This is a genomic window from Micromonospora sp. NPDC049903, assembly GCF_044460945.1.
In the GTDB taxonomy this organism is placed as follows: domain Bacteria; phylum Actinomycetota; class Actinomycetes; order Mycobacteriales; family Micromonosporaceae; genus Micromonospora.
In genome coordinates this window covers 62,529-85,473 of record NZ_JBITKL010000017.1, presented here as the reverse complement: position 1 = coordinate 85,473, position 22,945 = coordinate 62,529, and the positions used below count along the sequence as shown (strand labels likewise).

Here is a 22,945-nt window from a genome sequence, read left to right as displayed (position 1 = left end):
AGCTGCCGGCCCTCCCCCGTCGACGATCCCCGGCGTTCGACCGGTGACCAGGGCGGCGTACGGCGAGGCAAAGCCGACACCGACACATCGATACGACCGTCGATATGATCGGCCGACGATCGACGCCTGCGGAGGTTCGGATGCGGATGGCACGGTTCTCGGCGGTGTGGCGCGGTGCCCGTTCCCGATTGGACCGCTGGCTGTCCATCGCCCGTCTTCTCCCGCATGCGGGCGTGCCGACGCTGGGCGCGGCCCTCGTGGTGAACGTCCTGCTCGGTCTGCTGCCGATCGGGTTCATCGTGGCCACGAGCGTGATGGTGCAGCGGCTCGCCGAGGCGATCGGGGGCGACGAGCAGGCGTGGAGCGCGACGGTGCTCGCGTTGGGTCTCGCCGCGCTGGCCTTCCTGCTCCAGCAGGTGCTCGCACCGGCGCAGACGGCGTTGGGGCACCTGGTGACCTGGCGGGTGGACGCCTGGTGCACCCGCCGCCTGATGACCTCGGCGTTGGTGGACGCGCCGATCTCGGCGTTGGAGGACGCGACGGAGTTGGATCGGCTGAGTCGGGCCCGGGAGGCGTTCGGCCGGACCATGCCGACCCCGGGTGACGCCGCCGCGGGTGCGTTGGCGCTGCTGCCCCGGTACGGGCAACTCGCGGGGGCGGTGGTGGTGCTCTGGGTGGCGCTCTCGCCGTGGGCGGCGGCCGTGGCCGGGGTGACGGCGCTCGTGGTGCGCTTCGGTCAACGTGGGGCGCTGGGACGGTTCGGGGCGTTCTTGAAGGGTCTGTTCCCGACCTGGCGACACGCGTCCTACGTGCGGTCGATGGCGGCGGGGGCGGCGTTCGCCAAGGAGATCCGGGTGTTCGGCCTGATCGGCTGGGTCCGGGAGCGGCACCGCTCGGAGTACCTGGACTACCTGCGGCAGTTCTGGGCGGGCCGACGGCGGATCAATCTGCGTCCGTTCCTCGGGTACGCGGCGGTCGGCCTGGTCGGGGCGGCGATCGTCTTCGTGTTGATCGCGCAGGCCGCCGCCGGTGGGCGGCTCAGCGTGCTCGAACTGGGGCTGGCGGTGCAGGCGGCGCTGATCCCGATCCGCTTCGGGGTGCACTTCCCGGAGAGCGATGTGCCGACGCAGTACGGGCTCCAGTCGTACGAGGCGATGACCGACTTCGCGCGGTCGGCCCGGTCGCGGGCGGCGCTGGCGGCACCGGTCACCGGTGAGCCGGCGGCCGACCGCCCGGAGCGGGAGGTGCGGTTCGAGCAGGTGCGGTTCCGGTACGCCCCGCAGGGTGCGGAGGTCCTGCGGGGGTTGGATCTGACGTTGCCGGCGGGCCGGTCGACGGCCATCGTCGGGCTCAACGGCGCCGGCAAGACCACGCTGGTCAAGTTGTTGACCCGGTTGTACGACCCGGTGGCGGGCCGGATCACGGTGGACGGGCGGGATCTGCGCGAGTACGACGTGACGCAGTGGCAGTCCCGGATCGCGGTGGTGTTCCAGGACTTCGTCCGGCTGGAGCTGAGCGCGGCGGAGAACGTCGACCTGGCGGCGGGTGCCGACCCGGACGACGAGTCGCCGCTGTGGGCGGCGCTGGATCGGGCTGGGGCGCGTGAGGTGGTCGAGGGGCTGGACGCCGGTCTGCGGACGACGCTGTCGAGCCGCTACGCCGGTGGGCAGGACCTCTCCGGTGGGCAGTGGCAGCGGGTGGCGTTGGCCAGGGCGATGCGCAAGGTCGCCGCGGGGGCGTCGATGATCGTGCTGGACGAGCCCACGAGCCAACTCGACGTCCGCGCCGAGGTGGACTTCTTCGACCGTTTCCTGGAGATCAGCCGGGGGTTGACGACGGTGGTCATCTCGCACCGGTTCTCGACGGTCCGTCGGGCCGACCACATCGTGGTGGTGGCCGACGGGGTGGTGCAGGAGCAGGGCACCCACGACGAGTTGGTGGCCGCCGGGGGCGGTTACGCCACGTTGTTCCGGCTGCAGGCCGACCGGTTCGCCGACGCGGAGGCGGGCCGATGAGCGGGTTGGGGCGGGCGGCCCGGTTCCTGGTGGTGCTGGCGCTGCGGACCGACCGGCGGCGGGCCGGACTGGCCGCCGTCATGATCGCGGCGGGCTATCTGGCCTCGCCGATGGTGGCGGTGCTGCTCGGTCGGTTGGTCGACGCGGCGCTGGCGGCGCAGACGGACGTGGCGGTGACGCTGGCGGCGGCGGTGGCCGTGGTGCTGGTCGTCGAGCTGATGATGGCGCACTTCGCGCATCTTCAGTACTTCGAGCTCGCCGAGTTGATGGAGTTGAAGCTGCACGGCGAGCTGATCGAGCGGGCCAACGGCAGCGTGGACCTGGCTCAGCTCGACGACTCCCGGTTCGCCGACGAACTGCAGGTGGTGCGGGACGACATCTCGCCGATGCAGGTCCCGGTGGAGGGGCTGCTGCAACTGGCGGGCGTGGTCGGTCAGCTCGTGGTCACCACCGTACTGCTGGGGTTGTTGAATCCCTGGTTGGCGCTGCTGCCGCTGGCGGCGGTGCCGCCGGTGCTGTTGGCGCGGCGGGCGCAGCGGCTGGTGGATCGGGCCAAGGACGAGACGGCGGAGGGGATCCGGCGCTCGCAGCACCTGTTGCAGGTGGCCACCTCGGCGTTGTCGGTGAAGGAGTTGCGGCTGTTCGGCACCGGTCCGGACCTGGTGCGTCGTCAGCAGGCCACGATGGCGGCGGTGACGTCGACGGTCTGGCGGGCCCAGGCCAGTGGGGCGGCGGTCCGTGCGGCCGGGCAGGCGTTCTTCGCCCTCAGCTACGGCGCGGCGCTCTGGCTGGTGGTCCGGGACGTCGCCGACGGTCGGGGCAGCGTCGGCGACGTGGTGTTGGCGGTGACGCTTGCGGTGCAGGTGAGTCTGCAGGTCGCCAACGGTCTGGGGCTGCTCGGCACGCTCCAGGGGTTCGGCACGACGGTACGCCGGCTGGAGTGGCTGCGGGCGGCCAGTGCGGTGCCGGACGGCGCGTCGGAGTCGACCGGGTCGGCGGCACCCACCCGGCTCGGCGAGGGCATCCGGTTCGAGGGGGTGGGTTTCCGCTATCCGGGGGCCAGCCGGTCGGTGTTGCGGGACGTGACCTTCGAGTTGCCGGCGGGCAGGACCGTGGCGATCGTCGGTGAGAACGGTGCGGGCAAGAGCACGCTGGTGAAGCTGCTGTACGGCCTGTACCGGCCGACGCAGGGCCGGATCCTCGTCGACGGTGTGCCACTGGACGAGGTGGACGCCGCGCAGTGGCGGTCACGGACGTCGGCGATGTTCCAGGACTTCGCCCGGCTGGAGTTGACGCTGCGGGAGAACGTCGGGATCGGCGCGGTGCAGCGGATCGACGACGAGGAGGCGGTGCGTCGGGCGATCGACTCGTCGGGGGCGCAGCGGGTCGTCGACGCGGTGGAAGGTGGGCTGGACGGCTACCTGGGCACCGGCTTCACCGACGGGCAGGAGCTGTCGGGTGGTCAGTGGCAGTCGTTGGGTCTGGCCCGGTCCCAGATGCGGACCGAGCCGCTCCTGTTGGCGTTGGACGAGCCGGCGGCGGCGTTGGACGCCGCCGCCGAGCATGCGATCTTCGTCCGGTACGCCGAGTCGGCCCAGCGGGCACAGCGACGTGGCGGGATCACCGTCTTCGTCTCCCACCGCTTCTCCACCCTGCAGATGGTGGATCTGATCGTGGTGCTCCAGGACGGCACGGTGCGCGAGTCCGGGTCACACGCCGATCTGCTGGCCAGTGGTGGGCTGTACGCGGAGCTGTACCTGATGCAGGCGCGCGCGTACGGTCCGTCCGGTGAGGATCAGCCGCCGGTGGCGAGCTGACGGTCGATGAGCGCGGCGAGCCCGGCGACGCTGACGTTGTCCATCAGCTCGACGGCGGAGAGTTCGACGTCGAAGAGGTCCTCCGCCTGGGCGAGCATGTGGACCAGTTGCATGCTGTCGGCGCCCAGCGCGATGAGGTCCTGGCTCATCTCGTCGGGGGTGAATCCGAGGAGGGGTTCGACCACTTCGGTGACGAGTCGGCGTTCGGTGTCGGTCGGTGCGGCGGAGGGGCTCAGCTCAGTCATCTCGCTCTCCAGTCGGGGCCGCCCGCGATCGCGGGCGGAACCAGTATGGCCCGCCGTCGATGGACCGGAGGTGCCGTGTGGCACCGCGACGTCCGACGATATTGACAGTGGCCGAAGTGGCTTCATAGGCTACCTTCCGGCCATAAGCGGCATCGCCGGACAGGTGGTGCCGGCGCCCAGACCGGAGCGGGGGATCCCGGTATGGAGAGGAAGCCCGGCCACGATCTCGTGGTGACGGTGCGAGAGGCACGGCAGGCGCAGGCGGCGGCCACCTGGGCGCAGCGGGAGATCTGGGACGTCATCGACTGGTTGGGTGATCAGCCGCAGAGCTTCACGATGCGCGAGATGGTGCCGGTTCCGCAGGGTGTCACGGTCGCCGGGGTGCGGCGTGCGCTGGAGGAGGCCGTCGCGCGCGTCGACGTGCTCCGCACCCGGCTGGTCATGGGCGCAACGGGTCTGCGGCAGGAGGTGGACGGGTCCGGCACCCTGACGGTGCCGGTCTGGTCGGCGGCGCCCGACCGGGTGACAGCGGACGCCAAGGAGTTGGTCGCGGCGATGACCGCGACGGTGTTCGACCTGGCCCGGCAGTGGCCGGTGCGGTTCGCCCTGGTCCTGGCCGACGAGACACCCGCCGCGCTGGTGCTGAACGTCTCGCACGCGGCCGTCGACGCGAGCGGGTTGGCGCTGCTCAAGGCGGAGCTGCGCGACGCTCTGGCGGGTGTGCCGGTCGAGCCGGTCGAGTCGAGGTGGCAGCCGCTGGATCAGGCCGCGTACGAGGCGAGCGAGCCGGGACGCAGGCGCAGCCGGCGGGCGGTGCGGTTCCGCGAGGACCTGCTCGGTGAGGTGCCCGAGTCACTCGTGCCGCCGTCGTCCGATCCGCCGCACACGCCGCGGATCGTGCAGGTCGACATCGAGTCGTCGGCCGTCGCGGTGGCCGCGGAGCTGCTCGCCGACCGACAACGGGTGAGCACCAGCGCGGTCCTGCTCGCCGCCCAGGCAGCGGTGGTCTCCCATCACACCGGCGTGGATCCGGTGTTCCTCACCCTGATCGTCGGTGGGCGGGTGGAACGTCGACTCCAGACGATGATCGGCCCGGTGGTGCAGAACGGTCTGTTCCGGGTCGACGTCGGGACGGGTTCGTTCGCCGATCTGGTCACCCGCTGCTACCGGCAGGCCCTGCTGACCTATCAGCACGGCAACCACGACACCGCCGAGCTGGCCGAGGCGCGGCAGCGGGTGGCGGCGCGCCGGGGGTTCGTGCCGCAGGTCGGCGTCTTCTTCAACGACGCCCGGGAGCAGCAGCGGTGGTCGGGGCTGCCGCAGGTGCGGTCCGACCCGCAGGAGCTGGCCGAGGATCTCGCCGCGCTGTGCCGCGACACCCGGATCGCGTACGTGACCGGCTGGGACCAGCAGGACCTGACGGTGTTCCTCAGTGTCTCGGACGCGCCGGGTGCGGCCGCGTTGCAGCTGCGGGTGGACACCGCGTACGTGGGAGTCGAGGACGCCCGGCGGATGCTGGCCGGAATCGAGTCGCTGCTGGTCGCCGCAGCGGTCGGCGATCTCGACATGCGGCAGGCGGGTCAGGTCGTCGGCGTCGGCCGTTCCGGGTCCCACTGACCACGTCCGGCCGTACGGCGGGTCCGGCGCGCCGACGACTCAGCGTGTTCGTGAGGCGTCCGGACAACGGCGGTGTGCCGGCACTAGTGTGGTGGGCCGACACGGCTGGAGGGGAATTCGGTGGCTGAGGTTGATGCCGGCGACTGGGTGGCGCGAGTGGCCGACGACGTGGTGGCGGAGTGGGAGCGCCGACCCGGGACACCGGTGCTCGTCTGCGCCTCGGGGATCAGTCCATCCGGGCCGATCCACCTGGGCAACCTGCGCGAGATCATGGTCCAGCACTTCGTCGCCGACGAGTTGGGGCGGCGTGGGTTGCCGAGCCGGCATCTGCTCTCCTGGGACGACTACGACCGGCTGCGCAAGGTTCCGGCCGGGGTCGACCCCTCCTTCGCGGAGTACGTCGGCCGTCCGCTGACCGGGGTGCCGGACCCGTGCGGGGAGCACGAGAACTGGGCCGAGCACTTCAAGGCCCCGTTCCGGGCGGCGCTGCGTCAGCTCGGTGTGGTCGTCGACGAGATCTCGCAGACCGCCATGTACACCAGCGGCCGATACCGCGAGCAGGTCGTCACGGCCATGCGGGCTCGGGAGCTGATCGGCTCGGTGCTGGGCAGATACCGCACCAAGGTCGACCAGGGTGAGTCCGAGGAGGGGCTGACCGCCGACGACACCTACTACCCGTACAAGGTCTACTGCGCGGTCTGCCGGCGCGACGACACCACGATCGTGTCCTTCGACGACGAGACCACCCAGATCCGCTACACCTGCGCCTGCGGGCACTCCGACCAGGCCCGGCTGGACCGGCAGGATCCGGGGAAGCTGGTCTGGAAGGTCGACTGGCCGATGCGGTGGGCGTACGAGCAGGTCCTGTTCGAGGCGGCCGGCGTGGACCACTCCTCCCCCGGCTCCAGTTACACCGTCGGCGGCGAGGTGGTCGACCGGGTGTACGGCGGCAAGGCGCCGGTCTATCGGGGCTACTCGTTCGTCGGCACCAAGGGGGCGGCCAAGCTCAGCGGTTCCGCCGGTGCCGCCCCGACGCCGGACGACGCGTTGCGGATCCTGGAACCGGCCCTGGTGCGCTGGTTGTACGTGCGGCGTCGGCCGAACCAGTCCATCACGGTGGCCTTCGACCAGGAGGTGAGCCGGCTCTACGACGAGTGGGACGCCCTGGTGGGGCGGATTCGGGCGGGCACCGCGTCGGAGGTCGACGCGGTGGTGCTGGACCGCTCGCTGCGTACGGCCGAGGTGGAGCTGCCGCAGACCGCGCGGCCGATGTCCTTCCGCACCCTGGCGTCGGTGTACGACATCACCGCCGGCACCGAGGAGCAGACGCTGCGGATCCTGCGGGACATGACGCCGCAGGATCCGGTGGGTTCATTGGACGAGGTGCGTCCCCGGCTCGACCGCGCGGCGGACTGGGTCGCCACGCACGTCGCGCCGGCGGAGCGTACGCAGGTGCGGACGGAGCCGGACCGGGAGCTGCTGGCCTCCCTCGACCCGGTGCAGCGTGAGGGGTTGCGGCTGCTCGCCGAGGGGCTGACGGAGGACTGGACGCTGGACGGGCTGACCACCCTGGTCTACGGGGTGCCGAAGCGGCAGCTCGGGCTTCCGCTGGACACCGCGCCCACTCCCGAGCTGCGGGCCGCCCAGCGGGCGTTCTTCAGTCTCGTGTATCAGCTCCTGGTGCACCGCGACACCGGCCCTCGGCTGCCGACCCTGTTGCTGGCGCTCGGTGCCGACCAGGTTCGGGCGCTGCTCACCCCACAGGAGGCCGACGCGACCGCCGGTCGGGGCTGATCAGGGGTCGACTAGGGTCGATCGTGCTCATCCATGGGGATGGATTGCCGGGTGGGCCGGTGATGGGTTAAGAAGGCTGTGCCTCGACACCCGACATCCGACAGGACGCCCATGGCCCTCATCGCCGTCGCAGACCTTCGTCGACTGGTACTCGCACTGCTCGGTCAGGCCGGCACGCCGGACGACGTCGCGGAGGTCGTCGCCGATTCGCTGATCGGCGCCGACCTGGCCGGGCACGGCTCGCACGGTGTGCTCAAGCTGCCGTCGTACCTGCGGGACATCGCCCAGGGCCGGCTGAAGCCGACCGCGCGGCCCTTCGTCGTCGACGACGCGCCCGCCACCGCCGTGGTCGACGGCGCGGGCGGCTTCGGTCACCTGGCCGCCCGGTACGCCGTCGATCTGGTGGTGGAGAAGGCCGCCCACAGCGGACTGGCGGCGGTGGTGATGTCGCACGCGCACCACACCGGGCGGCTGGGCGGCTGGTCCGAGCGCATCGCCGATGCCGGCCTGATCGGCTTGTTGACCGGCGGAGAGGGTCAGGGGCCGTGGAAGGTCGCGCCGCACGGTGGGACGAACGGCGCGCTGGCCACCAACCCGCTCACCTGGGCCATCCCGCGTGCGGCGGGCCAGCCCCCGGTGGTGCTGGACTTCGCCACCAGCATGGTCTCCATCGGGAAGCTGCAGATCGCGCGGGCCGCCGGGGCGCAGAGCGTGCCCCCGGGGTGGGTGCTGGACGCGCAGGGCGCTCCGAGTGTCCGCCTGGAGGACTTCTTCACCGGCGGGTACCTGCTGCCGTTCGGGGGTCACAAGGGTTTCGCGCTCGCGGTGATCGCCGAACTGCTCGCCGTCGGGCTCAGCGACGGTGACCGGTTCGCCGGTGCCGAGCGGTCGAGTTGCCTGTTCGTGCTCGCCGTCGACCCGGCCCGGTTCGGACCACCGGAACGGTTGCACGACTTCGTCGAGGCGACGGTGCGGCGGCTCAAGGCGGTGCCGGCCGACCCGGACTCCGGCGAGGTGCTGGTGCCGGGTGAGCCGGAGCAGCGCGCCCGGGCGTCGACCGACGGGGTGGTGCTGCCCGACGCCACGTGGCGGGAACTGTGCACGGTGGCTGCCGGTCTCGGCATCGACGCACCGGCGGCGGCCGACGCCTCGGGTCCGGGCGAGTCGGGTGCGGGCGGGTCGGAGTCGATCCCGACGGAGGGAACGGCGTGAACATCCTGGTGGCCGGGCGACTCGGCCGGTACCCGGAGCGGATCCTGACGTTGGCCGAGCGGGGGCACCGGTTGACGTACGTCACGATGCCGGCACCGGCGCAGCGGCCCACTCCGGACGTGCTGCCGTCGAGTGTGCCGCAGTACCGGCTGCCGGCGGGGCCGGCCGGTGCGGAGTTGACCCGGATCGCGGCGGAGCACCGCGTGGACGTGGTCTACAGCCTGAAGAACGTCTGGGACGGTTCGTTGCAGTTGCTCGGCGAGTTGCTCGATGCCGGGGTGGGCCCGGTGGTGCGGCACCACAAGGAGCACTTCTGTGAGTCGGCCGACCTGGAGCGGCGGGCGTTGACCGAGACCGCCGGGCAGATCTACATCAACCAGGAGTCGCTGGACTACTTCCGTGATGCGTACGGGGTCAGCGACGCATCGGCGCACCTGCTGGACCCGGACTACCTGCCGGCGCGGTACTTCACCGACGAGCTGACCGGCAAGCTGCACGCCCGCGACTCAGAGCCGCATCTGCTGGTGGCCGGTGGGGTGTCCAGCACCCGGGGCCGTACCGACATCCGCGAGCTGTGTGCGGCGTTGAGCCGCCGCCGGGTCCACGTGCACATCTACGGCGGCAAGTACATCGGCCCGAACGCCCAGTCGATCTGGAGTGTGGACAACGCCCACGCCCGCGCCGAGTACGCCCGGCTCGCCGAGAGCGGTTACGTGCATCTGCACGACCACATTCCGCCGGAGCGGTTCGTCGCCGAGTGGTCCCGGTACGACGCCGGGTTGATGCACGTGGTGGCGCAGGGCACCCACGAGGTGGGCTTCCAGCGGATGAACCGGCCGAACCGGCTGGTGCCGTACCTGGCCGCCGGGTTGCCGGTGGCGCAGCAGCGCGGCGGCCAGGAGGCCATGGAGCGCATCGTGCGGCAGGAGGGGATCGGTTTCCTGTTCGACGGGTACGACGACCTGGCCGACGTGCTGCACGACCGGGCGCGACTGGACCGGCTCGGTGCCGACGTGCTGGCCCGGCGGCGGGAGTACACCTTCGAGCGGCACGCCGACGCGCTGCTGGAGGTGCTGGCGGGCTACGCCGGACGACGCTGACCGGCGTAGCCGGTGCCGGTTGCTGGTGCCGGTTCCGGTGCCGGTCGCCGGTGCTGGCTTGGGGTTAGGAAGGGTCCCCTGCTATGCACCAGGCGTTAGCAGGGGACCCTTCCTTACACGCCCAGGCGGGTGAGGCGGGCACGGGTGTGGATCCAGCGCACGGTCGCGTCGCGCCGCCACCGGCGTACGGCGTTGCGGTCCTGCCGCAGCGATCGGTACTCGACGCCGGCCCGCAGGGCGCCCTCGCGCAGGCGCAGCAGGGCCGGGTGGGGTGGTGCGGCGGCCCCGGCGGCGTCGGCGGGGTAGCCCAGTTCGGCCATCATCGGCCCGGCGGCGGCCTCCACCAGGCCGACCTCGGCGGGGGCCAGGCGGCTGCGCCAGGTGCCGACGCTGCTGGCGGTGACCGGTCGGCCGGCGTTGCGCCAGGACTCCGAGAGGCCGGCCAGGGCCCGGGCCGTCGGGGTGCGGTCGTGGGCGAAGAGCGCGGGTTCCGGCGACTCCCCCAGCCAGGCGCAGAGCTCCGTGATCATGTCCTGGGGCTGCCGCACCAGGTCCTCGTAGCGCAGCAGGTGGACCGTGTCGGAGCCGTGGCGGGCCAGCGCGTCGGCGGCCGAGGTCTGCTGCCGGGCCCAGAGCTGCCCGGTGAGGTAGGGGTGGCAGTGCCCGAACACCGCGCGGCGGGCGGAGGCGGCCACGTCCCGGGGGTCGCGGACCAGCCAGACGAACCGGGCCGCCGGATACTCGGCCAGCACGTCGGCGACGTGGTCGACCATGAAGGTGCTCTTGCAGCCCCAGCGGGCCTTTCCCTCCGCCTCGCGGTACTGCTCGTAGAGTTCGGCGACCACCCCGAAGAGGGTGGGACTCGCCCGGGCCACCGCCAGGTCGGGGTCGACGCGGTGCGGCCACGGGGAGATGTGCCGGTCGAGCAGGAGGCAGGCGTCGTGGACGAGCCGTCGCCGGTTGCCCTCGTCGGTGAGATCGCCGTAACAGTCGGCCACCGGGGCCAGGTAGCGCATGAAGTGCGGCGGGTGCGGGACGGCGATGCGGGAGTGTGCGTTCAGCACCAGGCGGAGCAGGTTCGAACCGGAGCGTTCGGTGCCGATGATGAGTACCGGGCTCCGGGTGCGCCCGCTCCGCCCGGTGCCGTCCGTGGTCACGCCGCGCCGGCGGTGACCAGCCCTCCGGTCACCTTCTTCGCACCGCAGGCCATCAGGCTGCTTCCGGCGGCGGCCACCTCCGGCGAGGCCACCTGGTCCAGGGTGTACCGCTCGGAGCCGGGCACCAGCGGCGCGCCCGCGGAGCTGGCCTGCGCCCGCCAGCCCGAGCCGGCGTACGAGGTGGAGCGGGTCAGCCCGTCGTCGGGGTTGGGGTGGAAGTGCGTGAAGTTCTCGGGCCAGTGCTGGAAGTCCATCACCGGGCCGGGCTGGTAGGCGTCGTAGACGCGCTTGTAGGCGTCGCGGCAGGCCTGCTCGGACAGTCCGCTGACGTTGAGGAACTCGTCCTCGTGCAGGGCCTGCTCGATGGAGAGCCAGTTGACGTGGTCCAGTTCGCTGCGCATCAGGCCGGACTGGAGCGCCTGCTGGTAGACGGTGGTGCCGGGCATCGCGGAGAGGTACTTGACCCGGGTCACGTGGTTGTACGTCTCGGCGAACTCGACCATGTGGTTGAGCGACTCCTCGCTCTCGTTGGGCAGGCCGACGATGAGCAGGGCACCGAACCGTACGCCGCCGTCGAACGTGGTCCGCATGGCCCGGACGGTGATGTTCTCCGAGTTGCCCTTGCGGGCCTCGCGCAGCACCTCGGAGCCGAGGGACTCGACGCCGTAGAGGATGATGTCGGCGCCCGCGTCCCGCATCGCGTCGATCCTGGGCTTGTCCATGTCGGCGCACCGGGTCAGGCAGGTCCAGCGCAGGTCGTGGTCCTTGATGACGTCGCAGATCTCGATGGTCTGCCGGCGGTGGGAGCTGAACGTGAGGTCGACGAAGAAGCTGAACTCGATGCCGTAGCGGCTCTTGAGCCAGGCCAGGTCGGCGTCCATCTTCTCGGGTGACTTGGCGCGTACCTGGGGGGTGGTCCGGTAGCAGAAGGAGCAGTCCATCTTGCAGCCACGGCTGTAGGAGGAGATGATCTGCGGCTGGAGGCCCATCGGGCTCTGCGCCTGCGGCCACAGTTCCAGGCGCATCCGGGGCAACGCGTCGAGGTCCATCATCTGTCCACGCGGCGGGGTGCGCTTCACGACGCCTTCCGGGCTGCGATAGAGGATGCCGCGGATGGTCGGCAGGTCCTGTGCCCAGCGGCCGGCCGCGTAGCTCTCCATCAGGTCGAGGATGGTGATCTCACCCTCGCTGATCACCGCGATGTCGCAGGCGGTGTGCTCCATGAACAGGTTGGGCACCGAGGTGACCAGCGAGCCCCCGCAGATGATGGGGATCTCGGGTGCGTTGTCCCGGACCATGGCCATCAGCTCGTTGCAGAACGGGAAGTTGTCCTCGAAGGTGCAGATGCCCAGGACGTCGGTCTGGCCGATGATCTGGTCGTAGGCGGCCTGGAGGGGGTTCGGGGTGTACCGGACGTCGACGATGCGCACCGGGTAGCCGGCGTTGTGCAGGACGGTGGAGATGTAGGAGGCCCCCTCGTAGGGGGACGTCAGGAAGAACTCCCAACCACGCGGCATGGTGAACGGTGACGGGCCGACGACCAGGGTGAACCGGGGCAGGGTGGGGTCGGTGGGTACCGGCGTCTTGTCCTGCTCCCGCATCTGTTCCTGGTAGCGGTGGTCGACGGAGTCGGTGGCGTTGGCGTACAGCTCGGGAGCGAGGGAAAGGACACGAGGCATGACTTGAGACCTTCCTGTCGTCGCCGCCGGGGGCGTCCGGTCGGGACGCCCGGCGATTGAGCACAATTATATCGAGCTTTGTCGATCTAGAGGCGTCTCGTCGTCTCCGGGGCCGGACTCACCGGCCACCGGATAGACACTCGGATCGTCGAGGGGAACCTTCAGCCACGAGATCATCTGACGCACCTGGTGGTACGCGGCCAGCCGACGGGCGTCGTCGTCCGCGGCCTCCGCCTCGGCGATCGGCTTCCACAGTCGCCGCACCATGACCGGGCCGATCTCCAACAGCCCTTCACTGCCGCCGGTCGCCCAGCGGGCCAGCACGTAGCGGGCCAGGACACCGACCGGGATGCCCAGGTTGCGCGACATCCCGCGCAGGGTCACCAGCGGGTCCAGCATGCCGTACCGCATCACCTCGTCGCGGAAGTTGGCGTGCGGGTCGTCCTCCGGCCAGGTGGCGTGCCAGCGTTCCAGGCGGACGAGCGGCTCCTCGGCCGGCTCCCCGCCGACGTTGCGCTCCGACGCTGATGTGGTCATCTCGCCTCCCACGTCGCTGCTCCCGTGCTCAGTCCGCCCCGGGCAGGGCGCCCGTCAGTCCGCCCGATGCAGGATGCCCGTCATACAGCCCAGTGCCCCGGCGGCACGGACGTGCTGGTCGACGCCGACCTCGGTCACGGTCACGCCGACGCCCTCCAGACGACGGCGGACGCCCGGCGCGCCGGTCGGCATCAGGACCCTCCGGGGACCCAGCGCCACCAGGTTCATCCCCCGTCGCCGCAGCAACTCGTCGTCCGGCGCGAACTCCACCAGCCGCACGTCCCGGGAGCGCAGCAGCGCCCGCAGCTCGTCGGTCGCGGCGGCGGCGTGCACCGCCGCCAACCGCTCGTCGAGAAAGGTCACCGCGCCGAGGAGGTGCTGGACACCCGGACCGAGGCGGACGGTGACCACCTGCACGCCCTGGTCGGCCAGGACACGCCGCAGACACTCCGCTCCGCCCGCGCTCGTCCGGAACCCCACTCCGACCATCACCGTGTCGCGGTCGAGCCACAGCGCGTCCGCGCCCTCCAACGTGGCGGTGCCCGCCACCGTGGCCAGCACCGGGTATCCGGCGGCGGCGAGCGCGGCGGCGGCGTACCGCTCCTCGCCGGCCCGTTGCGCGGCGGCCGTGCGGCCCACCACCACGCCCGCCGGGGTGGCGACGAACAGGTCACGGGTGAAGACGAAGTTCGGTGGCGTGTCCGCCGCCGGGCGGGCCAGCACCACCTGCACGCCCGCGTCCGTGAACGCGGCGGCGACCGCCTCGGTCTCCGCGCGCATGGCGTCGAGGTCCACCGGCGCGGTCATCAGCGCGGCGGCCGGATCGGTGATCCGCGCCAGACTCTCCGGTGGCCAGCCGAGCAGCACCGCCCGCAGCGGCGCGGACTCCGACCGGTAGCCGCAGCGGGCCCAGAGCCGACCGTCCGCCACCTCCTGCTCGTGACTGGTCGGCCGGGGCGACCAGCCGGCACCGCCGAGGGTGCTGGGGCGCGGCGGCGGCGTGGTCTCAGATCCAGGATTCGTCGTCGTCATATCCGAGCTCCTCGGCCAGTCGCCGCTCCGGTCCCCCGATCGCGGCGCGCACCAGCTCCGCCCGCCGCCGCCACCGGCCGGGCTGCGGCGGCGCGGTGGCGACCACCGGGTCCCGCAGTCCGTCGGCCGCGATCGCGCGGAGCGGCCCGTCCATCGGCACCCCGAGCCAGTCGGTGATCCGGGTCAGCACGCCCGCCCGGCTCTGCGGAGTGCGCACCAGGTCCTCGAACCGCACCCGCAGGTAGGGCAGACGCAGCGCGGCGGCGTCGTCGAGGATCGCCCGGTGGCAGGAGCGCCACTGCAGGGCGCAGACGTCCGGCAGGGGCGCCCGGGTGTAGTCCTGCCAGCCCTGCGGCAGGTCGAACTTCCACCACCAGCGGTCCTCGGGCCGGTCCCGCCCGTAGCCGGTGATGTTCAGCGGCCGGTCCATCCGGTGCGCGTGGAAGCCGTGATAGAGCCAGCCGTCGTACAGTCCGTTGATGGATCCGGCCGGGTTGCGGGTCAGGTGCAGCACGCGCATCCGGGCGTTCGGGAACAGTGCACGGAGGAAGCCCAGGCGGTAGGCGTTGCTCGGGGTCTTGATCACCAGTGGGCGGGTGGCCAGGTCGTGTGCGGTGGCGTAGCGCCAACCGACGGTGAGCACGAAGGGCGGCTCCTCCACCAGCAGTTCGCCGGGCGCACCCCGGACGTCCTGCCGCCACGGCGGTCCGGCGAGATGCGGTGGCATGTCGTAGTAGCCGGTACGCACGGGCACGCCGCGCACGGCGAGGGCGGCGTGCAGCCGGGCGTGGAACCGGGCCGCGTGCGACAGGCAGGCGGGATCGAAGTCGGGCTGCGACCTTAGCTCGGCCAGCACCCGGCGGGCCGTGTCGAGCCAGTCGGCCAGGTCGATCTCCAGGGTCGGCCACTGGATGGTGAACCGCCAAGCCGCGTCCAGGAGGAACTGTTCCGGCGAGACCGTCGGGTCCGGTCGGCCGACGTCCAGGGACAGCTCCTCGTCGAAGACCCGGCGGCGCGCGGGCGGCAGGGCGGCCAGGTGCGCGGCGTCGAGCTGGTCGGAGCCGGTCCCGCTGGCCGGCGGCACCAGGCCGGCCAGCCGCAGGTACGGGTTGAACTCCGCGCGCAGGTGCAGCAGCGCGGGCGTGCGGCGCAGCATCTCGGCGAGCATGCTGGAGCCACTGCGTGAGCTGGAGGCCAGCACCACCAGGTCCCGCACCCGGCCGGTGAAGTCCCGCACCACAGGGCGCCGCAGCCGGCGCAGCTCGGTCAGCCGGTCCGCCAGGTGGGCGTTACCGGCGAGCCCGGGCGCGGTGCCGGTCAACACACCGGTTTCCGTACCGAGTACACGCACCAGCGCCACTGGTCGCGTACCGATCCGTCGGCGGCGACCTCGAACGGGTGCACCGCGCGCACCTGGGCCGGGGCGTCGTAGAACAGGCGGTAGATCTCCTGGCGGGCCGCGGGGGTCGTCTCGTGGGTGTCGATCCACTTGTCGATCGACTCCCAGAGCAGGTACTCCTCCATCGCCAGGTCGGTGAAGCCGGCGCCCAGCAGGAGCCGCCGGAAGTCCGGCTCACGGAACATCTGGAACAGCAACGGCTGCTTCTTCTTGAAGATCCGGAACATCCAGTACGCGTCCTCGTCGGCGTACGGGACGATCTGGCCGACGATGAACTGCCCGCCCGGTTTGAGGACCCGGAAGACCTCCGACACCGGCTTCTCCGGGTTCGGCAGCAGGTGCAGGACCTCGCGGTTGACGACGAGGTCGAAGCTGGCGTCCGGGAAGGGCAGGTCGTAGACGGTGCCCTGGTGGACCTTGTCGAGCCGGGTGGAGGCGAGCGCCACCATCTCCGGGGTGATGTCCAGGCCGATCATCTCGCCGACGCGGCCCCGAAAGGCGTTGCCGACCACTCCGCTGCCGCAGCAGACGTCCAGCATCCGGGCATCGGGGGCGACGTCGCACAGCGCCGCGTGCTGGGCCAGCAGTCCCTCGTCGGTGAGCCAGGAGCAGGAGTCGTGCCAGTTGCGGGAGCGGATGCCGAACTGGCGCTGGTAGACGGCGTAGTCGACCTCGATGCGGCGACGCCGGACCTGTGCGGTGCGGCTGGCCAGCCGGGCGGCGAGGCGGGCGCGGGCGGAGTCGAGCGTCCGTTTGACCAGCCGCTGCCCCAGGTCGTCGTCGAGCGCCAGCTGTCGGGTCAGCTCGGCCGACACGGCGGCGCGGACGAAGCCGGCGACCTCGCTGCTCTGCAACCGCTTCTTGGTCTGTCCGTCGAAGCGGGGGCTGCGCATCCGGACCGCCACGACCGCGGCCAGCCCTTCCAGGATGTCGACCGTGGTGATCCGTTCTCCCGCGGTCGGGTCGAGCAGGCCACGGCTGGTCGCGTACTCGTTGATCACCTCGGCCAGCGCGGCGCGCAAGCCGTCCACGTGGGTGCCGTGGTGGTCGGTCCGGACGGTGTTGACGAAGCTCTGGATGTCCTCGGTGTAGCCCTCGGTCCAACAGAAGGCGGCGTCGAGCGCCAGGTCGTCGGTCTCGTGCCGGACGGCCAGCGGGTCCGGGTGCACCCACACCGCGTCGCGGTGCCGGTGCCGCAGGAACCCACCCACCCCGGACTGGTAGCTGAGCCGGACGTCCTCCCCGGTGCGCTCGTCGCGCAGCCGCAGGGTCAGCGCCGGGTGCAGGAAGGCGACCTCCTCCAGCCGGCTGCGGATCAGGGCGGCGGAGAACTGCGCGGTCTCCAGGACCGTCTCGTCGGGGAGGAAACGGATCCGGGTGCCGGTGCGGTCTGATGCGCCGACCCGCGCGAGGTCGCCGATCGGCGCACCTCGCGCGTAGGTCTGCCGGTGGTGGGCGCCGTCGCGCCAGACGTCCAGCTCCAGCCGCTCGGACAGGGCGTTGACGCAGGAGAGGCCGACGCCGTGCAACCCGGCCGAGGTGCGGTAGGAGCCGGCCTCGAACTTGCCTCCGGAGTGCAGGGTGGTCAGCAGCACCTCGGCCGCCGGGCGCTGGTGCTCCGGGTGCGGGTCGACGGGGATGCCCCGGCCGTCGTCGCCGACCGAGCAGGAGCCGTCGCGGTGCAGGACGACCTCGACGTCGCGGCAGTGTCCCGCCTCCGCCTCGTCGACCGCGTTGTCGACCAGCTCGCTGACCAGGTGGTGCCAGCCGGCCACACCGACCGAGCCGATATACATCGACGGGTGTCGGCGTACTCCGTCGAGGCCGGAGAGGACTTTGATCGTGCTGGCGTCGTACCTGGTGTCGGCGGGTGTCGGGGCGGCCTGCGTGGACTCCATCGGCTGGCTCACTTCCTGATCGGCGGTCTGCGGGCCGGTGGTCATCCGGCGACCGGCTCGCCGAGCGGCCCGGCCGGTACGCCGCGCAGCGCCTCGTGGGCGGCGCTCAGCTTGGCCAGGTGCGCGTGCTTGAGGGCGCGCAGGGTCTCCAGCCAGCTCGCGACGTCGGCCAGTCCCTCCTCGTGCGCCTGCTGGACCAGCGCGGGGTAGCGGGCGGTCGCGGCCTCCGTCTCGCTGCTCAGCGCCGCGGCGAGGTTGAGGTCGGTGTCGCCCAGCGGCCGCCCGGTGGCCGGGTCGGCCACGGCCTGCAGGAAGTCGAGATGCCCGTGTGCCACGCAGGCCGCGCTCTCGGCGAGTTCGGTGAACAGCCGGGCGGAGTCGAGCGAGCCCTCGATCTCGGACACCTGGGCGAAGTACTGGAAACGCAGGACGGTCGATGCTTCCGCGATGAAGGCCGCGCGGATCTCGTCGAACAATTCCTCGGTGAGCGCACTCATTATGCCGTTCCACTCCCCCGAATGATTCTGAGCATTTGCCGACCGGAGCGGAAAGCGCCGGATTCGATATCGGGATTCAGTTTGCCGAAAAGGGTGCGGGAGCGGTCCCCCGAATCGCCGTCTAACGTTGACCAGGCACATCACTGCCCGGCTCACCAGGCCCGGTGGTCAGAACTATAGACGCGTCGACCATCACCCGTCTAGAGTCCAACGTCAATGTCAGTGGGCCTTCGGCAGGGCCGCTCGGAAGCCTTGCGGGGGCTCCTCATCGCCGCCGCGCGCTACCGCACAGCGGTCCCGCGCCGGCGCGGCCGGTCTCGAATTGTGGAAACGACAGGGGGAGCAGTGACAATTAGCGATCAGGACGTCGTCGACCACTTCACCGCACGGGCGCAGGGCTACGACCGCTCCAGCGCCTGGTGCACGGACACCGAACTCGGCCGCCTGGTTCTCGACCTGACCACGCCCGGGCCGGAGCACGAGGTGCTCGACGTGGCCTGCGGCACCGGACTGGTCTCCCGGCTGTTCAGCGGCCGGGTGGCGCGACTCGTCGGCGTCGACGTGACCGCGGCCATGGCGGAGCAGGCCCGGCCGTCGCTGGACGACCTCGTCCTCGCCCCCGCCGAGGACCTGCCCTTCCCCGACGACTCCTTCGACATCACGGTCTGCCGGCAGGGCATCCAGTTCATGGAGCTGCCGGCCGCAGTCGCCGAGATGGCCCGGGTGACCCGGCCCGGCGGCCGGGTCGTCCTGATCAACCTCTGCGCCTACGGCACCGCCGACCGTGACGAGTACTTCGAGATCCTGCGGTTGCGCAACCCGGTGCGTCGACACTTCTTCCTGCCGGGCGACCTCGCGGACCTGCTGCGCGAGGCGGGCTGCGTGGAGGTGGAGACCCGCGGGTACGTCTCGGTCGAGGACGTCGACGTCTGGTCGGACAACGGAGCCATCGACGAGGACGCCAGGGAGGCGATCCGCCAGGTGTACCGGTCCATGTCGCCGGAGTTCCGTCGGCTGCACGCGGTGGAGCAGACCGACGGGCGGATCATCGACCGGATGCTCTTCGAGATCGCAGCGGGGCGCCCCGCCGGGGACTGACGCGCGGGCGGCCCCCGGCCGACGAGGGGCGTCTCTGCCCCGTCGGCCGGGGACCGCGTGCGCGTCAGTCCACCACCGGTGGGACAGCGGGCGGCGCGACCGTCGGGGACACCAACGGGACGGGGTGGAACTCGTCCGGGTCGGTCGTCAGGTCGTACCAGTCGACGGCGCCGCCCTCCACGGGCTGCCAGATCGTCTTGCTGCGGCCGTCGGTGCGGACCGACGCCAGCGCCCGCAACTCGCGGTACTCGCTGGCCTCGCGCTTCTCCTGCGGGAAGTAGGTCTCCGAGTACGCGGGCCGGGAGGTGCCGGTCAGGTCCCGGAAGAACGACACCATGGACTCGCCGTCGGTGGGGGTCGCCGGCAGTCCCAGCAGGTCCAGCACGGTGGGCATGATGTCGACCAGCCGCACCTGCTCGTGGAACTCCCGGCCGGTCGGCACCCCCGGCCCGGAGAAGATCATCGGCACGTGCTGGGTGGCGTCGTGCAGCAGGCAGCCGTGCCCCTCCTCGTACGGGTGCCCCCGCTCCCCCGCGTGGTCGTTGGAGTACCAGCCACCGAGGTCCTCGCCGTGGTCGGAGAAGCAGACGACGAGCATCGAGTCGATGTCGTGCCCGGCGGCGGCCAGCCGGTCGAGCAGCACCCCGAGGTAGTGGTCGCTGTAGGCGACCTCGCCCTCGTAGGGGTTGTCGACGGCCACGCCGACGTCCTCCGGCGGCTCGTACGGCCAGTGCGCGTCGAAGAAGTGGGCGAACAGGAAGAACGGGCTGTTCTGTTCGGCCAACCAGTCGCCGGCCCGCTCGGCGACCATCGGCGCTCGCTTGAGGGCCAGCCCGCGCAGCTTCACGTCGCCCACCGCGAGGGGGTCCCGCCCGTCGGGCAGCAACGGGATCTCGTCGTCGTAGAAGTCGAAGCCGCGGTCGATGCCGTACCACTTGTTGAGACCGGGGCAGGAGACCACGGCGCCGGTCCGGTAGCCGACCTCGCGCAGTCGCTCGGCCAGTGTGGGCACGTCGGCGCGGAGTTGCTCACGGAACAGGTGACGGATGCCGTGGTTCGGTGGTTGCAGCCCGGTGAAGACCGTGGCATGGCTGACCGGAGTCAGCGGGCAGGAAGACACGGCCTGGCGAAACGTGACACCCCTGCGGCGGAGCCCCTCCACGCCGGGGAACTTCCCGGAATACGCGACGTCGGCGCGGACGGTGTCGAGCGAGACGAAAAGGACACTGGGCCGGTCCACGAGAACCCCCTCGCTGGCTACGGGCAGTCTGGGGATCGTAGCTGATCGATGCATGCATTGACGACCACGGAAGTGGCCCGCCGTTGACACGTTGACGGTGATCATCGTTGGCGTTATGTTCGTCGCCATCGGCTTAGGGGGGCGTAATGCGGTCGTGCATCCTGATGTGGAAATACCCGCAGATGGTGGTCCTCACGGCCGTCACTGCCGCCCTGTACGCGACGGCGTACATCGCGTTGTCGCCGTTCAGCATCGATCTGGTGCCGGGCGTCCTCAGCTTCTCGATCCGCACCATCTTCCCGATGGTTTTCGGAATCCTGTTCGGTCCGGCCGGGGCATGGGGCCTCGGCATCGGAAACATTGTCGGTGACCTGTTCACGGGCAGTCTCGCACTCGGCTCGGTATTCGGTTTCCTGTCGAACGCCCTGCTCGGATACCTCGGTTTCACCCTCTGGTCCCGCTTCGGTCCCCGTCCGGCGCAGCTCGACGCCGACACCGAGGACGCACCGGCCGGCGACCGGGTCCGCCCGGTGCTGACCTACCTGGCTATCGGTGTCGTCGCGGCGGCGGCGAGCGCGGTCGTGCTGGCCTGGGGCCTCGACCTGCTCGGTTTCGTGCCGTTCCGGGTGGTCGCGGTCACCCTGGCGGCGAACTTCGTGATCGGCAACTGGGTCGGCGGCCTGCTGTACCTCCTCCTGCACCGGCGGGTACGGGCGATGGGCGTGACCTGGGACGAGATCATGGATCTGGACCAGCCACCGGGCCGAGGGCCGCGCGCGCTGCTGGGCACGGCGCTCGTCGCGGTCGGCGGCATCGCCGGTTGGCTCGTCGGCCTCCAGCTCGGCGGTTCCGACCTGCTCACCCCGGTCGTCGGCGTCGCCTTCGTGGCGGTGCTCCTCGGCGCGGCCCTCCTCTGACGGGACGATGTCCTCCTCGTTGACCGCGAAGCAACTGGGCTTCACCTATCGGCGGTCCCCCACCCCGGCACTGACCGGGGTGGACCTGCGCCTGCCACCCCAGCAGTTCACCGCGCTGCTGGGCGCGGCCGGCGCCGGGAAGTCCACCCTCGCCATGGCGCTGACCGGCCTGATCCCGCGCAGTGTCCGGGGACGCCGTGAGGGCACGGTGCAGCTCGACGGCCGGGATCTCGCCGAGCTGACCGCCGCCGAGGTGGCGCAGCACATCGGCATCGTCTTCCAGGACTTCGAGAGTCAGCTCTTCGCCACCAGCGTCGCCCTGGAACTCGCCTTCGGGCTGGAGAACCTCGCGGTCGAGACCACCGAGATGCGCCAGCGGGTCGAGGACTACCTGCGCCTGCTCCGGCTGACCGAGCTGCGCGACCGGGAGCCGGCCACCCTCTCCGGCGGCCAGAAGCAACGGCTGGCACTGGCCGCTGCCCTGGCCCTCGAACCGGAGATCCTGATCCTGGACGAGCCGACCACCGACCTCGACGCGGCCAGCCGCATCGAGGTGATCCGCGCGGCGCGCTGGTGGGGTGGACGGCCGCGCACCCTCGTGCTGGTGGAACACGACACCGAGGCGGTGCTGGGCCCGCCCGGCGGCCCCGGTGCGGACCGGGTGGTGCTGCTGGAGGCGGGCCGGGTGGCGGTGGACGGCCCCGCCGACACCGTCCTGCGGGACCCCGCGCTTCTGCGCCGGCACGGGGTCCGGCCACCACAGGTCGCCGACGTGTGCGACCGGCTCGGGCTGCCCGAGATCGCCCTCACCGTGGCCGAGGCGATGCCGCTGATCGGCTCACTGCGTCCCTCGGCGGGGCCCGCCCGGGCGCGCGCGGTGCCCGGACCGGCCGTGGTCAGCGCGCGGCACCTCGACCACGAGTATCCCGACGGTCGGACGCTGGCCCTGCGCGACGTGTCGGTGGAGATCCACGAGGGACAGTTCACCGCCATCATGGGGCGCAACGGGTCCGGCAAGACGACCTTGGCCAAGGTGCTCAGCGGGTTACTCGTGCCCGATGCGGGGCAGGTCGACGTGCTGGGCAGGGATCTGCGGGGGCTGCCCCGGGCCGAGGTGGCCCGCCAGGTGGGTTACGTCTTCCAGAACCCCGACCACCAGCTCTTCTCGGCGACCGTGGCGGACGAGATCGCCTTCGGTCCGCGCAACTTCGGCCTCCCGGACGACGAGGTACGCGACCGGGTGGACGCCGCGTTGGCCGACGTCGGCCTGACCGAGCTGCGCCGGACCGATCCGTTCCTGTTGCGCAAGGGTGACCGGCAGCGCCTGGCCGTGGCGGCGGTGCTGGCCATGGGTCCTCGGGTGATCGTGCTGGACGAGCCGACCACCGGCCTCGACGAACGGCAGCAGCAGTCGGTCATGCGGTTGTTGCGCCGCCTCAATCGGGCCGACCTGACGGTGGTCATGGTCACCCACCACGCCAACCTCGTCGCCGAGTACGCCGACCGACTCGTGGTGATGACCGACGGGCGCATCGTCCTCGACGGGCCGCCCGAGGTGGTGTTCCGGCGTCGCGACGTGCTCGCCGCCGCGTCGGTGCTGCCGCCGCCCGTGGTGGACCTCGCCGACGAGCTGCGGGTGGACGCGCTCACGGTCGACGAACTCGCCGCCGCCGTCCGAGTGGGCGGGTGAG

The 22,945-nt window shown here is 71.5% G+C and carries 18 protein-coding genes; 9 read left to right on the top strand and 9 right to left on the bottom strand.

What is annotated here, in order from left to right:
* Positions 1 to 140 precede the first annotated feature (140 nt).
* Together ACIBO1_RS23170 and ACIBO1_RS23165 are read left to right on the top strand one after the other, a co-directional pair.
* Entirely contained in the window at positions 141 to 2,015 is a 1,875-nt protein-coding gene (locus tag ACIBO1_RS23170; protein WP_396749886.1) for an ABC transporter ATP-binding protein, read from the top strand.
* Entirely contained in the window at positions 2,012 to 3,832 is a 1,821-nt protein-coding gene (locus tag ACIBO1_RS23165; RefSeq protein ID WP_396749884.1) for an ABC transporter ATP-binding protein, read from the top strand. The genes ACIBO1_RS23170 and ACIBO1_RS23165 overlap by 4 nt, the downstream gene beginning before the upstream one ends.
* Here the strand turns inward: ACIBO1_RS23165 and ACIBO1_RS23160 are convergent.
* The gene (locus ACIBO1_RS23160) at positions 3,811 to 4,077 is read right to left on the bottom strand and encodes an acyl carrier protein (RefSeq protein WP_350699624.1); all 267 of its coding nucleotides are present in this window, start codon (positions 4,075 to 4,077) and stop codon (positions 3,811 to 3,813) included. The two genes, ACIBO1_RS23165 and ACIBO1_RS23160, sit on opposite strands and share 22 nt — an antisense overlap.
* 231 nt (positions 4,078 to 4,308) lie before the next feature.
* Between ACIBO1_RS23160 and ACIBO1_RS23155 the strand changes: the two genes are divergently transcribed.
* The 4 genes from ACIBO1_RS23155 (at position 4,309) to ACIBO1_RS23140 (ending at position 9,800) form a co-directional block, all read left to right on the top strand.
* Positions 4,309 to 5,694, top strand: coding sequence for a condensation domain-containing protein (locus ACIBO1_RS23155; RefSeq protein ID WP_396749882.1), 1,386 nt, complete (start codon positions 4,309 to 4,311; stop codon positions 5,692 to 5,694).
* A gap of 120 nt (positions 5,695 to 5,814) precedes the next feature.
* Positions 5,815 to 7,488, top strand: coding sequence for a lysine--tRNA ligase (gene lysS / locus ACIBO1_RS23150; RefSeq protein WP_396749880.1), 1,674 nt, complete (start codon positions 5,815 to 5,817; stop codon positions 7,486 to 7,488).
* Between the two features lie 111 nt (positions 7,489 to 7,599).
* Positions 7,600 to 8,700, top strand: a complete 1,101-nt coding sequence (locus ACIBO1_RS23145; RefSeq protein WP_396749878.1) for an Ldh family oxidoreductase — start codon at positions 7,600 to 7,602, stop codon at positions 8,698 to 8,700.
* Positions 8,697 to 9,800, top strand: a complete 1,104-nt coding sequence (locus ACIBO1_RS23140) for a hypothetical protein (protein WP_396749876.1) — start codon at positions 8,697 to 8,699, stop codon at positions 9,798 to 9,800. Before ACIBO1_RS23145 ends, ACIBO1_RS23140 begins: the two co-directional genes overlap by 4 nt.
* A 113-nt stretch (positions 9,801 to 9,913) precedes the next feature.
* On the opposite strand, the gene ACIBO1_RS23135 is transcribed toward ACIBO1_RS23140, so the two are convergent.
* From ACIBO1_RS23135 to ACIBO1_RS23105, 7 genes are all read right to left on the bottom strand, one after another.
* Positions 9,914 to 10,957: a sulfotransferase family protein gene (locus ACIBO1_RS23135; RefSeq protein ID WP_396749874.1), complete on the bottom strand. Its 1,044-nt coding sequence runs from the start codon at positions 10,955 to 10,957 to the stop codon at positions 9,914 to 9,916.
* On the bottom strand, positions 10,954 to 12,636 hold the full coding sequence (locus ACIBO1_RS23130; RefSeq protein ID WP_396749872.1) for a B12-binding domain-containing radical SAM protein: 1,683 nt from the start codon (positions 12,634 to 12,636) through the stop codon (positions 10,954 to 10,956). Before ACIBO1_RS23130 ends, ACIBO1_RS23135 begins: the two co-directional genes overlap by 4 nt.
* Positions 12,637 to 12,702: 66 nt before the next feature.
* Positions 12,703 to 13,173, bottom strand: a complete 471-nt coding sequence (locus ACIBO1_RS23125) for a DUF6027 family protein (protein ID WP_350699636.1) — start codon at positions 13,171 to 13,173, stop codon at positions 12,703 to 12,705.
* Between the two features lie 54 nt (positions 13,174 to 13,227).
* Positions 13,228 to 14,205, bottom strand: coding sequence for a dimethylarginine dimethylaminohydrolase family protein (locus ACIBO1_RS23120; RefSeq protein WP_396749869.1), 978 nt, complete (start codon positions 14,203 to 14,205; stop codon positions 13,228 to 13,230).
* Positions 14,180 to 15,529, bottom strand: coding sequence for a sulfotransferase (locus ACIBO1_RS23115; protein ID WP_396749867.1), 1,350 nt, complete (start codon positions 15,527 to 15,529; stop codon positions 14,180 to 14,182). Before ACIBO1_RS23115 ends, ACIBO1_RS23120 begins: the two co-directional genes overlap by 26 nt.
* A complete protein-coding gene (locus tag ACIBO1_RS23110) occupies positions 15,523 to 17,502 on the bottom strand; it encodes a methyltransferase domain-containing protein (protein WP_396749865.1) in 1,980 nt (659 codons plus the stop codon). The genes ACIBO1_RS23115 and ACIBO1_RS23110 overlap by 7 nt, the downstream gene beginning before the upstream one ends.
* A gap of 41 nt (positions 17,503 to 17,543) precedes the next feature.
* Positions 17,544 to 17,999: a hypothetical protein gene (locus tag ACIBO1_RS23105; protein ID WP_396749863.1), complete on the bottom strand. Its 456-nt coding sequence runs from the start codon at positions 17,997 to 17,999 to the stop codon at positions 17,544 to 17,546.
* A 345-nt stretch (positions 18,000 to 18,344) separates the two neighbouring features.
* On the opposite strand from ACIBO1_RS23105, the gene ACIBO1_RS23100 reads away from it, so the two are divergent.
* Positions 18,345 to 19,097, top strand: a complete 753-nt coding sequence (locus ACIBO1_RS23100; protein WP_396749862.1) for a class I SAM-dependent methyltransferase — start codon at positions 18,345 to 18,347, stop codon at positions 19,095 to 19,097.
* Between the two features lie 64 nt (positions 19,098 to 19,161).
* Here ACIBO1_RS23100 and ACIBO1_RS23095 read toward each other — a convergent pair whose 3' ends face one another.
* Entirely contained in the window at positions 19,162 to 20,391 is a 1,230-nt protein-coding gene (locus tag ACIBO1_RS23095; RefSeq protein WP_396749860.1) for a sulfatase, read from the bottom strand.
* A 128-nt stretch (positions 20,392 to 20,519) separates the two neighbouring features.
* On the opposite strand from ACIBO1_RS23095, the gene ACIBO1_RS23090 reads away from it, so the two are divergent.
* Together ACIBO1_RS23090 and ACIBO1_RS23085 are read left to right on the top strand one after the other, a co-directional pair.
* A complete protein-coding gene (locus tag ACIBO1_RS23090; RefSeq protein WP_396749858.1) occupies positions 20,520 to 21,254 on the top strand; it encodes a QueT transporter family protein in 735 nt (244 codons plus the stop codon).
* Between the two features lie 19 nt (positions 21,255 to 21,273).
* Positions 21,274 to 22,944: an ABC transporter ATP-binding protein gene (locus tag ACIBO1_RS23085; RefSeq protein WP_396749856.1), complete on the top strand. Its 1,671-nt coding sequence runs from the start codon at positions 21,274 to 21,276 to the stop codon at positions 22,942 to 22,944.
* Position 22,945: the final 1 nt, after the last annotated feature.